This is a genomic window from Bacillus sp. SLBN-46 (genome assembly GCF_031453555.1).
Lineage (GTDB): Bacteria > Bacillota > Bacilli > Bacillales > Cytobacillaceae > Neobacillus.
The window spans coordinates 4,584,871-4,598,460 of sequence record NZ_JAVIZM010000001.1; the positions used below are offsets into that span (position 1 = coordinate 4,584,871).

The window sequence follows — 13,590 nt, forward strand, 5'->3', positions numbered from 1 at the left end:
TGACAAAGGGTACAAATTCAGATAAGTTTTTCAATATAAACACAGAGAGGAAGATCAATATGTATCAAAGACAAGAGATTCAATTAGCTGAAAAGATTCTTCAGTTAGATAGGTTACGAGATGAATTGTACGAAGAACTAATGAAGGTCATGGGATCCCAAGCAAACGACCTTTTAAGAAAACTACAAAATTATTAGAATTATGAGGAGGGGAAAATTTGGCCACTCATTTACGTAAAGGTCTCGAACGGCTAAAACAATTTTATATAAAAAAATTAATGGAATCGGAACAACAAAGCGGTGGTACATCAGCCAGCGAGCTTCATTCCCTTACCATCAGAGAACTCGCAAATCTTTATAAAAAAACATACCCCGCTAATAAGTAATATCACTTCTATTCATATAACCTTTTCAAAATAAATTATGCATTATAGTACCAAAATCCAGTCCAATGTGAGAAAATCTAACGTATAATGTAATGTATATTGCGAATTTTCCAACTAAAACACGAACGGGTGTGGTGAGAGTTTAAATGGGAAAAGATTTATCATATAAAGATAAGAAGGTAATCACAATTGGAATCGTTAGAGATCTAACCGGTCTTTCTGAAAGACAAATAAGATATTACGAAGAGCGGAAACTTATTTTTCCTGAAAGATCAGCGGGCGGCAGCCGAAAATTCTCTTTTTCCGATGTGGAATTACTGATGGAAATCGCCAATAAAATCGAAGACGGTATCCAAACACACGAAATAAGAAAAGAAATGCTTCGCGAGCAAAAGAAGATCAACCAGGATGCTATTCGCCGGAAGATGATTCAAGGACAGTTGAATGCTCAATTTGGCATTCGGAAAAATTAAGTCCTATCTATCGCCTTGACTCCCTGTTAGGAGCAGGGTTTTTTTATGCTTAAACCTCCCCTTCAACCTCACAAAATACCTCATCCATTAAAAACCATGTTAGATAACCTTACATATTTATAGATTCAGCCACTTATTCATGTAAAAATACAACTACACCAAATGTTAAAAAAATTAACATTATTCTAAAGGGGGAGAAAAATGGATACTTTATTTTTAATGAACAGTTTATGGGTAATGGTTAGTGCTGTACTCGTTATTTTAATGATCGGAGGGTTCATCCTTCTTGAAACCGGATCAACAAGAATGAAGAATGCAGGACATATTGCGGGGAAAACCATCCTTACCTTTGGAATAAGCTCCATCGTGTTTTGGGCAATAGGGTATGGATTGATCTTTGGGAAAGGAAATCCTATCATTGGTTTTTCCGACTTCTTATATTCCGGGTATGATATCAAAGGCTTATCATTATCTGGTTCGGTATTCTTTTTATTCCAATTAGCTTTTGCAGGAATTTCATTAACCATCGCATTTGGCGGATTTGCCGAACGTGCTAAATTGAGTGCCTACCTTGTCTTTGCCGTACTTTTCTCAGTCATCGTCTATCCTCCAATCGCTCACTGGATTTGGGGAGGTGGCTGGTTAGCTGAACATGGAAAACAGGATTTTGCAGGTTCAACGGTTGTTCACTTAACAGGAGCAATGGCAGCTCTTGCGGCTACTATTCTCTTAAAACCTCGGATTGGGAAGTTTAATAAAGATGGTTCAGCCAATAACCTTTCCGGTCATAACCAAGTCTTCACTGCGTTAAGCGTATTACTTTTATGGGTTGGCTGGTTTGGATTTAATGCAGGTAGTACCCTATCCGTTGACAAAGGATTTTTCGGATTCGTAGCCATTAATACGAATCTAGCGGCTGCAGCTGGAACGGTTGCTGCAATGATTATTTCTTGGATAGTATTGGGTAAAGCTGATGTACCTATGATGTTAAACGGCGCGTTAGCTGGTTTAGTTGCTATTACAGCCTCTTGTGCATTTGTTGATACATGGGCTGCTGTTCTAATAGGCTTTATTTCCGGCATCCTCGTTTTTTATAGCATTCGGTTCTTTGAAAGCAGAGGAATTGATGATCCGATAGCAGCCTTGTCTGTGCATGGAACGGCTGGTGTATGGGGGACCCTATCCACTGGGTTCTTTGCAACAAAAGAATTAGCCACTGTTGGAAAGCCTGGGTTATTTTACGGAGGAGGATTCCACCAGCTGGGCGTTCAAGCACTTGGCGTATTCACTTGTGCAGCCTTCGCCTTCATTGTTTCGTTTATCTTACTCGCCCTAATGAAAAAGTTTATGAATGGACTGCGTGTAACAGAGGAAGAGGAAATCATCGGCCTCGATATGAGCGAGCATGGTAGCTATGGATACCCAGAATTGCTTACAACTGAGCAAAGAAAGGCACAATAATAAAGTGAATCCGGCGAGACTGACTCCCATTCATGCGGGTCAGCCTCTGCCTTTTTCATTTTCGATAGGAGGTGGTAAGGATGGATTCTACAACATACAAAAACATAGGAAATTATAGAAAGTCTCATATACTACAAGTCTCACATGATCATTTTCAATTAAACAAACTACATCATCAAATTTTGACTAAAGTTTTAGAAGCAGCTATCAATCAGATTTCCGCTCGCTTCGGTCCCCCGCCCTCTCCCTTCTCCTTCTTTGTCATGGGCAGTGCTGGCCGCCAAGAGCAATCGATTTGGAGCGACCAGGATCATGGGATCGTTTATCAGGATCTAAGTGAAGAGGGAAAGCCTTATTTTTTGGCACTTGGAAAAGAAATCTCAAAAGGACTTTATCAAGCTGGATATCCTTATTGTGACGGGGGAATCATGGCAGGTAATCCTTTTTGGTGTAAATCCATAACCGAGTGGCAGGAACAGCTTGCGAAGTGGACAATGGAAGCGTCCTGGGAGTCCATCAGGTATCTGCTGATTTTTCTTGATGCTCGGTCAATTTATGGTGAAGATGAGTATGTGAGTGTGTTAAAACAACAAATCTATCAAACGGTTAACAAAAAACATCTTCATACAAAATTACTCAATAATACATTGCATCTGAAAAAAGGAATAAACGTGTTAGGTCAGCTTTTAGTAGAGACACACGGCCCCCATACAGGTTCATTAAACCTGAAAGAACTCGGCTTTTTACCCTATGTGAATGCCGTACGGTTGGCAGCTATTAAAGAGAATGTGTTGGAAACATCTACTCTATCGCGATTAGAAAAAATACATGCGACATGGCTGTCTGCTAAAGAAAGAGAGTTCTATATCGATCAATTTTCACGGTTGCTTAACTACCGGCTTTTATTTTGTCATTCAAGCGATTATGATTCCGGTCACTACTTGCCCATCAACCGTTTATCGAAGGATCAAACGAAAGAGATAAAAGAAATCATAAAGAGTGGAGCCACCCTCTATCATACCGTTAGAAAGTTACTAGAGAAGGAAGATTATTATGGGGATGAATGAGATGATCCAATTTTTCAAACAAATATCGGGTAAGCTGAGTCCTACTATTTATGCAGGGGTACAAGGGCAAACGACTCCACAGCAAATCGCTTTTCTTAGACAGTTACAAAGAGAAATGAAACAAAAAAGTACCTTAGACTCCCCTCTTAATGAATTGAAAGTAGTCGTGTTTGACTTAGAAACGACTGGATTTTATCCAGACAAAGGGGATCAAGTGATTTCCATTGGAGCTGTGAAGATGGTGGGCTGCCAAATCAAAGAGTCAGAAACATTCTATTCTTTGGTTCAATCGGACCTTCCACTTTCGGAAGAAGTTTCTACACTTACTAATATTCAAGAATCGGAGTTGCGAGCGGCACCGCCTGCATCGGATGTCTTAATCCAATTTATAAAGTTTATTAATAGTGATATTTTGATCGCACACCATGCAAATCATGAACAATCCTTTATGCAAAAAATGACTTGGGACCTTTTACGAACAAAATTTAATCACCGAATTATAGATACGTCGTTCTTAATTCGACTTTTTAACCCTTCTTTCAAATCCTTACCCCTTGAAGAGGTTTGTACTCAATGTGAAATTGAAATAAAAAATCGGCATCACGCCCTCGGGGATGCCACGATGACGGCACAAATTTGGGGCTATTTTTTGCAGCAGGCCCAAATAAAAGGATTTCGTAATTTACAGGAGGTGTATGAATACCTCGCTAAAATAGGTTAATAGAAAACACTATCCTAAAAGTGTTTTCTTCTATCATTATCATTAATATTTTTAATCATTTCAATCGCGAACCTCTTATATTTCCCCCCCAACCTCTCTATTTAAAAAATTTTTTTAAAAATTTTTCCCCTCCTTTTTCCTATAAGAACAAGAATGAAAACGCTACCAATTTTTTTGACTGTTTTGAATTGTCAGATTTTAATGTTGACCATGTTATCTTTTGGTTGTATGATTATCGAAAATAATCATCTAAACATTTACACAGCCTTTGCACATCACGTTTTCAACGATGGGCAAGGGAATTCTTTTTAAAAAAATATTTAATCATTTAAAGCGGTTTATCACTAAAGAGGAGTGGTTAGGTTGGGAAGTCAATGGATATTCCTTGGCGGCGAGTTCGTCAAGAAAGAGGATGCTGTTATTTCAGTATATGATCACGGTTTTTTATATGGAGATGGAGTATTTGAAGGCATTCGTGTATACAGCGGAAACGTCTTTAGACTCGACGCTCACCTGAAAAGACTGTACGAATCAGCTCAATCCATTATGCTGAATATTCCATATACACAGGAGGAAATGACGCAATTAGTTGTTGAGACCATTAGAAAAAATCAGCTGGACAGCGCCTATATTCGTGTCGTTGTTTCACGTGGTAGAGGAAATTTAGGCCTGGACCCTTCATCCTGCTCCAATCCAAACGTAATCATTATTGCTGAGGAACTAACCATGTATCCAAAGGAATTTTACGAAAATGGAATTAAAATAGCCTCCGTAGCGAGCAGAAGGAATCGCCCAGATGTTCTAAGTCCACAAATTAAATCGCTTAATTACTTAAATAATATCCTTGTTAAATTAGAAGCCAATCAAGTAGGGGTTCAGGAAGCCCTTATGTTGAATGACCAAGGTTATGTAACTGAAGGATCTGCTGACAATATCTTCATTGTAAAGAATGGTGTCATTTACACCCCTCCTGTTTACTTAGGAGCTTTAGAAGGAATTACTCGGAACGCCATCATTGATGTGGCAAGAGCCAAAGGTTACGAGGTGAGAGAATCACCGTTTACTAGACATGATGTCTATGTGGCTGATGAGGTGTTCTTAACAGGAACAGCCGTTGAAGTCATTGCCGTTATTGAAGTCGATCAACGGGTCATCAAAAATGGGAAACCTGGTGAAGTTACGACCGAACTATTAAAAGAATTTAGACGAATTGTCACAACAGACGGAGTGGCTTGTTACCCTGAAGGTGCAAACCATGCCATTGTCAGTTAGGAGATAGATACATGCGAAGCGATATGATTAAAAAGGGAATCGACCGTGCCCCCCACCGCAGCCTTTTATATGCCACTGGGGTAAAAACGAGTGATTTAGAAAAACCGTTTATCGGAGTGTGCAACTCGTTCATTGAAATTATTCCCGGACATAAACACCTTAATCATTTCGGTGAGATTGTAAAAGAGGCCATCCGTGAAGCTGGTGGAATTCCTTTTGAATTTAATACAATTGGCGTTGATGACGGAATAGCGATGGGACATATCGGCATGCGCTATTCCCTCCCAAGCCGTGAGATTATTGCCGACAGTGCCGAAACAGTTATTAATGCCCATTGGTTCGATGGTGTGTTTTACATTCCAAACTGTGACAAAATCACACCTGGAATGCTGATGGCTGCCGCAAGAACAAATGTCCCCTCTGTTTTTGTTTCAGGTGGTCCAATGGAAGCAGGTGTATCTCCTTCCACAGGGAAAAACCTCTCCCTCACTTCTGTATTTGAGGGTGTGGGTGCTTACCATAACGGCACCATTAGTCAGCAGCAGCTTCTTGAAATTGAAACTGAAGCCTGCCCTACATGCGGTTCTTGTTCTGGAATGTTTACAGCCAACTCCATGAACTGCCTCATGGAAGTGTTAGGAATGACGGTTCCTGGCAACGGAACAATCGTTGCTACTTCTGAAGAAAGACACGAACTCATTCGCCAGGCAGCTAGACATTTAGTTGACTTGGTAAAAAAGGATATTCGTCCACGTGACATTATTACAAGAGAAGCAATTGATAATGCCTTCGCTTTGGATATGGCAATGGGTGGTTCAACGAATACCGTTTTACACACATTAGCCATTGCTCATGAAGCCGGTATTGAATATGATTTGCGTGATATTAACAAAATCGCGGAAAAAGTGCCTTATCTGGCAAAGATTATGCCAGCATCTGATTATTCAATGGATGATGTTCACCGGGCCGGCGGGGTTAGCGCGATAATCAACGAGCTTTATAAACTCGAAGGTGCGCTACATAAAGACTGCTTAACCATTACCGGAAAAACGCTTGAAGAAAATGTGAAAGATGCAACAATCACTAATGAAATGGTCATCCGTACGAAAGATAATCCATATAGCCCTGTTGGCGGCCTCTCCATCCTCTATGGAAATATTGCTCCAGATGGTGGTGTTATCAAGGTTGGCGCGGTGGATCCGTCCATTAAGACCTTTCTGGGTGAAGCAATTGTGTTTGAGTCACAAGATGAGGCACAGGAAAACATTAATAACGGAACAGTAAAATCAGGTCATGTTGTCGTTATTCGTTACGAAGGTCCAAAAGGCGGACCGGGCATGCCAGAGATGCTTGCACCTACTTCCGCAATCGCTGGCCGCGGTTTAGCCAAGGAAGTTGCCCTCATTACAGATGGGCGTTTCTCAGGCGCCAGTCGAGGAATTTCTATCGGCCATATTTCACCAGAAGCAGCTGAAGGTGGTCCTATCGCTCTTGTTGAAAATGGTGACAAAATCCTCATTGATCTTGAAGGTCGTTCCATTGAACTTCTTGTTGATGATGAAGTGTTAGCTGAAAGACGTAAAGCATGGGTGAAGCCAGAACCAAAAATTAAATCTGGCTATCTAGCAAAATATGCAAAGCTTGTTACATCCGCTAATACGGGCGGGGTTATGAAAATATAAGATTTCGAAAAGTTTGATAGACAAAGGGATTCTCTAGTACCCCTCCCCTTCCACAGAGAAGTAAAGGTACTAAACCATTCGTTCCATCCTTGACAACCAAATACGATAAATCGATGACGGGAAAAAAGGAATAAGAATATGCATTTTCAGAGAGCTGGGGTTGCTGGAAGCCCAGTAATGCACCTTATTCCGACATCATCCCTGAGTATTGGGCTGAACGGTTACACTTAGTAGGCTCAATCAGGTGTTGTTTCTTAACACCTGTTACCAAAAGAAGCGTTATTCTATTTGTTGTCGCTTCATAAGGCGGTATTCGTAAGAATGCTGTAAAAACCGGGTGGTACCGAGAAAAAGAAAGGCCTTTTCTCCCCGATTATTCTGCTATTGATGAACTTCACTGCAGTCTATTCGGGGAAAATAGGGCCTTTTTTACTATTTTAGGAAGATTGTTTTATAAACCACAGCCATACGCTGAGTTTTTCAAATATTCAAATATCCACAAGGAGGGATTACGACGTGAAAGTAGAAGCAAAAAAGCTGGAATTCCAAACCAGTACTGAACCCAAAACTGGTGCCGACCTTCTAATCGATTTATTGAAGCAGGAAGGTGTTGATACGTTATTTGGGTATCCGGGAGGTGCAGTCCTTCCGATCTATGATGCCATCTATCGGGCAAAAGGAACCATCAACCACATCCTTTTCCGCCACGAACAAGGTATGATTCATGCTGCTGAAGGATATGCCCGGATTACTGGAAGACCTGGAGTAGTCATTGCCACTTCAGGACCAGGAGCTACTAACCTGGTTACTGGAATTACAGATGCTATGATGGATTCCCTGCCACTCGTGGTATTTACCGGGCAGGTTGCACGAAGTGTCATCGGAACAGATGCCTTCCAGGAAGCTGATGTGATGGCTATTACAACACCAATCACCAAACATAACTACCAAGTGCAATCCATAGCCGATTTGCCAAGAATCGTGAAGGAAGCTTTCCATATTGCTTCTACCGGCCGACCAGGTCCAGTCTTAGTCGATATTCCAAAAGATATCTCAGCAGGAGTATTAACAGAAGAACCAAAAGAAGCGAGTATTCATTTACCAGGCTACCAGCCAACTACTAAACCAAATCCTTTGCAGATTAAAAAACTAGCAGACTCTATTTCTAAAGCAAAGAAACCTGTTGTACTTGCAGGAGCAGGAGTTCTTCACGGAAAGGCTTCAGCTGAACTAACTGCACTTGCTGAAAAATACGACCTACCAGTAGTCACCACGCTATTAGGATTAGGCGCCTTCCCTGCTGACAGCCCTCTCTCTTTAGGAATGGGTGGAATGCACGGAACGTATGCGGCAAACATGGCTTTGCATGATTGTGATTTACTTATCAATTTTGGTGCACGCTTCGATGACCGCTTAACAGGGAATCTGAAACACTTTGCACCACATGCAAAGGTAGCTCATATCGACATTGATCCTGCCGAGATTGGAAAAAACATACCAACTCAAATTCCAATTGTTTCTGATACACGCGAGGCGTTAATGGAATTAGCACAGCATGAAGTCGAACAACCGGAACACCAATCATGGCTTGCAACCCTCCAACAGTATAAACAGGAATATCCGCTTTGGTATAAACATGATCCAAACGGAATGTGTCCACAGTGGGTCATTGAAGCCGTGCATAAGGTAACAAATGGAAATGCCATTGTTGCAACCGACGTAGGTCAGCATCAAATGTGGGCTGCACAGTATTACACCTTTAAGCAACCGCATCGCTGGATTACATCAGGTGGACTTGGAACTATGGGCTTTGGCTTCCCTGCAGCCATTGGGGCACAAATTGCCTCACCAGAAAGTACAGTTGTTGCAATTGTAGGAGACGGCGGTTTCCAAATGACCCTTCAGGAATTATCGGTCATTTATGAAAGAAACCTTCCTGTTAAAATCATCATCGTTAATAACGGGGCACTCGGAATGGTTCGCCAGTGGCAGGAACTACTGCATGGAAACCGTATTTCTGAATCTATTCTTCATACCCAGCCTGATTTCGTCAAGCTGGCTGAAAGCTACTCGATTCGCGGTGTTAAGGTGAACACTCAGGAAGAACTCATTACTGTCTTACCAGAAGTTTTTGCACACAATGGCCCAGTTCTTGTTGATTGCCGCGTGCTTCAACAGGAAAAAGTGTTTCCAATGATTGCACCAGGCAAAGGAATCCATGAAATGATCGGGGTGAAACCATGAAACGGATCATAACAGCCACTGTTCAAGACCGAAGCGGTGTACTAAACCGGGTCACTGGCCTCCTTCAAAGACGTCAATTCAATATTTCAAGCATCTCTGTTGGGCCGACTGAAACAGAAGGCGTCTCCAAAATGACCTTAGTTGTCGAGGTCGAAGACGACCAGCGTCTTGAACAAGTGACGAAACAATTAAACAAGCAAATTGATGTATTAAAAGTCTCTGATATTACGGATAAAGCGATTGTTGCAAGAGAGCTCGCCCTCATCAAGGTAGCCAGCAGCAGTCAGCTCCGCAGTGAAATCAACGGAATTATTGATCCGTTCCGTGCCTTAATTATCGATGTCAGCAAAGATAGTCTAGCCGTCCAAATCACCGGACGTCCTGATAAAATCGATGCCTTGATAGAGCTACTCCGTCCATACGGCATTAAAGAAATTGCCAGAACTGGACTGACTGCCCTCCAACGAGGTCATCAGCCGCAAGTAAACGAACTAGCTACTTACTCACTATTAAAATAAAAACTATTCCTGAAAGGATGATTCATAATGGTAAAAGTACTTTATAACGGAGATATTCAAGAGGCAGTTTTACAAGGGAAAAAGATTGCAGTAATCGGATATGGTTCACAAGGTCATGCACATGCCCTGAACTTAAAAGAAAGCGGCTTTGATGTAGTGGTTGGTCTAAGAGGCGGTAAATCATGGGATAAGGCAGTTGAAGATGGAGTTGATGTTCGTTCAGTTGCAGAAGCAACAGCTGTTGCAGATGTGGTCATGGTTCTTCTTCCAGACGAAATGCAGCCTAAAGTGTACGAAGAAAGTATCAAACCAAATCTAGAAGCAGGAAACGCTCTTGTTTTTGCCCACGGCTTTAACGTTCACTTTAGCCAAATCGTTCCTCCAGCAGATGTGGATGTATTCCTAGTAGCACCTAAAGGACCAGGACATTTAGTACGACGCACATACACAGAAGGCGCTGGTGTTCCTGCCCTTTATGCGGTTTACCAAGACTACACTGGTCAAGCGCGTGAAGTAGCTCTTGCTTACGCCAAAGGAATTGGTTCTGCTCGTGCAGGCGTGTTAGAAACGACTTTCCAAGAAGAAACAGAAACAGATTTATTCGGAGAACAGGCTGTCCTTTGCGGTGGTACAACTGCCCTAATTAAAGCAGGCTTTGAAACTCTAGTAGAAGCTGGATACCAGCCTGAAGTTGCGTACTTCGAGTGTTTACATGAATTGAAATTAATCGTGGACCTTTTATACGAAGGTGGATTCGAAAACATGCGTTACTCGATCTCTGACACAGCACAATGGGGAGATTTCGTTTCAGGACCACGCGTAGTAAATGAAGATACAAAAGCCCGTATGAAGGAAGTATTAAAAGATATCCAAACTGGTGTGTTTGCAAAAGGCTGGATCCTTGAAAACCAAGCAAATCGCCCACAATTCAACGCCATCAACCGCGCTGAAAACAATCACCAAATCGAGACTGTTGGCAGAGAGCTTCGTGCATTAATGCCTTTCATTAAAAAACCAGTAAATGCAAAGAAAGAAGTGGTGGTAAATGGTTCACGTTAACATCTTTGATACAACCTTACGCGATGGTGAGCAGTCCCCAGGTGTGAATTTAAACCAGCTCGAAAAGTTAGAAATTGCGAGACAGCTTGAACGATTTGGTGTAGATATTATGGAGGCCGGCTTCCCGGCTTCCTCACAAGGAGATTTTGAAGCAGTACGAGCGATTGCCCAAACAATTAAAAACGCATCCGTCACAGGCTTGGCACGCGCGACAAAATCAGACATTGACATTGCGTGGGATGCCTTAAAAGATGCAGCTGAGCCAAGATTGCATGTGTTTCTTGCTACCTCCCCTATCCATATGAAATATAAATTAATGAAAACACCGGAACAAGTGACACAAACGGCGGTCGATATGGTCGCATATGCGCGCCAAAGATTCCCGCAGATAGAATGGTCTGCAGAGGATGCTTCCCGCTCTGACCTTGATTTTCTCGTTCAGATTATTACAAAGGTTATCGATGCAGGAGCAACCGTCATCAACCTTCCAGATACAGTTGGTTATACCACACCGGAAGAATATGGTCGCATGTTCCGCTACATTAGAGAAAACGTACCTAATATTCATAAAGTAGCCCTATCCTGTCACTGTCACGATGACCTAGGTATGGCGGTAGCAAATAGCCTTGCTGCCATAGAGAATGGAGTGACACAAGTAGAGGGCACGATTAACGGAATTGGTGAACGGGCCGGTAACGCTTCTCTAGAGGAGATTGCTGTAGCCTTAAACATCCGAAAAGATAAATATCCTTACACAACGAATCTAGTATTAAAAGAAATCAAACGTACGAGCGATCTTGTCAGCCGTTTTACAGGCATGTTGGTTCCTCCTAACAAAGCGGTTGTTGGAAAAAATGCCTTCGCCCATGAGTCAGGTATTCACCAGGATGGCGTGTTAAAAAACACCTTAACCTATGAAATTATTACACCTGAATTAGTTGGGGTTAAATCCAATGATTTAGTCCTTGGAAAACACTCCGGCAGACATGCCTTTAAAGACAAAATTGAGCAAATGGGCTATACCCTTTCTCCTGAAAAACTAGGTGAAGCCTTCACTGCTTTTAAACAATTAACCGACCGGAAAAAAGAAGTAACGGACGAGGATTTATTTACAATTTTAACTGATATCCAAACAACATCAGTAGATGTGAAAAAATACGAGCTTGTTGCTTTCCAAGTACAATACGGTTCAGCCAATCTCCCTACTGCGACGGTAGCGTTAACTACTCCGGAAGGAATTCGTGTAGAAACCGCGCGTACAGGGTCAGGAAGTGTTGAGGCGCTAATGAACACATTAGAAGCCCTCATTAAAGAAGAAATTCATCTAACGGATTTTAGATTGAGTTCAGTTGGCCAAGGCCGCGATGCCCTAGCAGAAGTTCACGTGAAAATGACCGTTAACGGTACCAAAGTCAGCGGCCGCGGCTCAGCACAGGACGTCTTAGAAGCATCAGCCAAGTCATTCTTAAACGCAGTCAACCGTGTTTTCTATACCCACAAAGCATTAGTGAAAGAAACAGCTATTTCTTAAATGTTGGGGCTTTTACAGCGCCATTATCTTACAAAAATTGAGGAGGTTGCTCTAATGAAAAAACATATTGTCTTACTTCCTGGTGATGGAATCGGTAAGGAAGTCATTCATTCAGCAAGAGAAGTATTAAGCGCCGTAGCAGAAGAATATAATCATTCATTCAGCTTCGAGACCCATGAAATCGGAGGAGCAGCCATTGATCAATACGGCACTCCCCTTCCAGAAGCAACCGTTGATGCCTGTAAACAGGCAGATGCTGTACTGCTTGGTGCAGTAGGTGGGCCTAAATGGGATCAGAATCCTTCCCATCTACGACCAGAACGTGGCTTGCTTGGCATTCGTAAGGCCCTTGATTTATATGCAAACTTAAGACCTATCAAGGGATTTAAAAATCTCCTCCATGCATCACCATTAAAGGAAGAAGTGGTATCTGGCAGCGACCTCCTTATTGTACGTGAATTAACTGGCGGCCTTTACTTCGGGACACCAAGTGAACGCCGTGACAACGGAAACGCAGTAGTAGACACACTTGCTTACACACGTAATGAGATTGAAAGAATTGTAGATAAAGGCTTCCAAGCTGCCCAGCAGCGGCGCGGTCACTTAACTTCTGTTGACAAGGCAAATGTCCTTGAATCGAGTAAGTTATGGCGCGAAGTGGTCGAGGAGAAAAAAGCTCAATATCCGGATGTTGCAGTTGAACATGTGTTAGTTGATGCAGCGGCAATGAAATTGATTACGAACCCAACTCACTTTGACGTCATCGTTACCGAGAATCTATTCGGAGACATCTTAAGTGATGAGGCATCCGTCCTAACCGGTTCACTCGGCATGCTTCCATCTGCCAGCTTACGTGAAGATGGTGTTGGTCTTTATGAACCTGTTCATGGCTCCGCTCCTGATATCGCTGGAAAAGGAGTTGCTAATCCAGTGGCGATGATTTTATCGGCTGCTCTCATGCTACGTTATTCCTTCCAATTGGATGATGAAGCGAAGGTTATTGAAGAATCCGTCCAGTCTGTACTCGATGCCGGCTTCCATACGGGGGATCTCCAAGTGACAGATGGGCGCCTTGTAGGAACAGTAGAAATGACAAAACTGATTGTAGATTACATTAAATCGCAAAACGCATCCAAGTGTATCGCCAGCTGTTATTTTTAATAGGTGAAGCAGAATC

The 13,590-nt window shown here is 42.2% G+C and carries 13 protein-coding genes; all 13 read left to right on the forward strand.

The window, feature by feature from the left end:
• Nucleotides 1-59 precede the first annotated feature (59 nt).
• The 13 genes from QFZ87_RS23320 to leuB all read left to right on the forward strand — a co-directional run bounded on the left by QFZ87_RS23320 (nt 60) and on the right by leuB (nt 13,574).
• Complete coding sequence (locus QFZ87_RS23320) at nt 60-197, forward strand: hypothetical protein (RefSeq protein ID WP_308080990.1); 138 nt, start codon at nt 60-62, stop codon at nt 195-197.
• Between the two features lie 20 nt (nt 198-217).
• Nucleotides 218-385 (forward strand): hypothetical protein, encoded by a 168-nt coding sequence (locus tag QFZ87_RS23325; RefSeq protein WP_309866891.1) that lies wholly within the window; start codon nt 218-220, stop codon nt 383-385.
• A gap of 146 nt (nt 386-531) precedes the next feature.
• Entirely contained in the window at nt 532-858 is a 327-nt protein-coding gene (locus QFZ87_RS23330) for a MerR family transcriptional regulator (RefSeq protein ID WP_309866895.1), read from the forward strand.
• A 201-nt stretch (nt 859-1,059) separates the two neighbouring features.
• Entirely contained in the window at nt 1,060-2,319 is a 1,260-nt protein-coding gene (locus QFZ87_RS23335; RefSeq protein ID WP_309866899.1) for an ammonium transporter, read from the forward strand.
• Between the two features lie 80 nt (nt 2,320-2,399).
• On the forward strand, nt 2,400-3,386 hold the full coding sequence (locus QFZ87_RS23340; protein WP_309866902.1) for a DUF294 nucleotidyltransferase-like domain-containing protein: 987 nt from the start codon (nt 2,400-2,402) through the stop codon (nt 3,384-3,386).
• Entirely contained in the window at nt 3,379-4,107 is a 729-nt protein-coding gene (locus tag QFZ87_RS23345) for an exonuclease domain-containing protein (RefSeq protein ID WP_309866904.1), read from the forward strand. Before QFZ87_RS23340 ends, QFZ87_RS23345 begins: the two co-directional genes overlap by 8 nt.
• A 363-nt stretch (nt 4,108-4,470) precedes the next feature.
• On the forward strand, nt 4,471-5,379 hold the full coding sequence (gene ilvE / locus QFZ87_RS23350) for a branched-chain-amino-acid transaminase (protein WP_309866906.1): 909 nt from the start codon (nt 4,471-4,473) through the stop codon (nt 5,377-5,379).
• An 11-nt stretch (nt 5,380-5,390) separates the two neighbouring features.
• On the forward strand, nt 5,391-7,061 hold the full coding sequence (ilvD, locus tag QFZ87_RS23355) for a dihydroxy-acid dehydratase (RefSeq protein WP_309866908.1): 1,671 nt from the start codon (nt 5,391-5,393) through the stop codon (nt 7,059-7,061).
• Nucleotides 7,062-7,577: 516 nt separating this feature from the next.
• Complete coding sequence (gene ilvB / locus QFZ87_RS23360; protein WP_309866910.1) at nt 7,578-9,305, forward strand: biosynthetic-type acetolactate synthase large subunit; 1,728 nt, start codon at nt 7,578-7,580, stop codon at nt 9,303-9,305.
• On the forward strand, nt 9,302-9,823 hold the full coding sequence (gene ilvN, locus QFZ87_RS23365; protein WP_309866912.1) for an acetolactate synthase small subunit: 522 nt from the start codon (nt 9,302-9,304) through the stop codon (nt 9,821-9,823). Before ilvB ends, ilvN begins: the two co-directional genes overlap by 4 nt.
• 27 nt (nt 9,824-9,850) lie before the next feature.
• The gene (gene ilvC, locus QFZ87_RS23370; RefSeq protein ID WP_309866915.1) at nt 9,851-10,882 is read left to right on the forward strand and encodes a ketol-acid reductoisomerase; all 1,032 of its coding nucleotides are present in this window, start codon (nt 9,851-9,853) and stop codon (nt 10,880-10,882) included.
• On the forward strand, nt 10,869-12,413 hold the full coding sequence (locus QFZ87_RS23375) for a 2-isopropylmalate synthase (protein WP_308081000.1): 1,545 nt from the start codon (nt 10,869-10,871) through the stop codon (nt 12,411-12,413). The genes ilvC and QFZ87_RS23375 overlap by 14 nt, the downstream gene beginning before the upstream one ends.
• A gap of 54 nt (nt 12,414-12,467) precedes the next feature.
• Nucleotides 12,468-13,574 (forward strand): 3-isopropylmalate dehydrogenase, encoded by a 1,107-nt coding sequence (gene leuB / locus QFZ87_RS23380; protein ID WP_309866918.1) that lies wholly within the window; start codon nt 12,468-12,470, stop codon nt 13,572-13,574.
• The last annotated feature ends 16 nt before the right edge of the window (nt 13,575-13,590 follow it).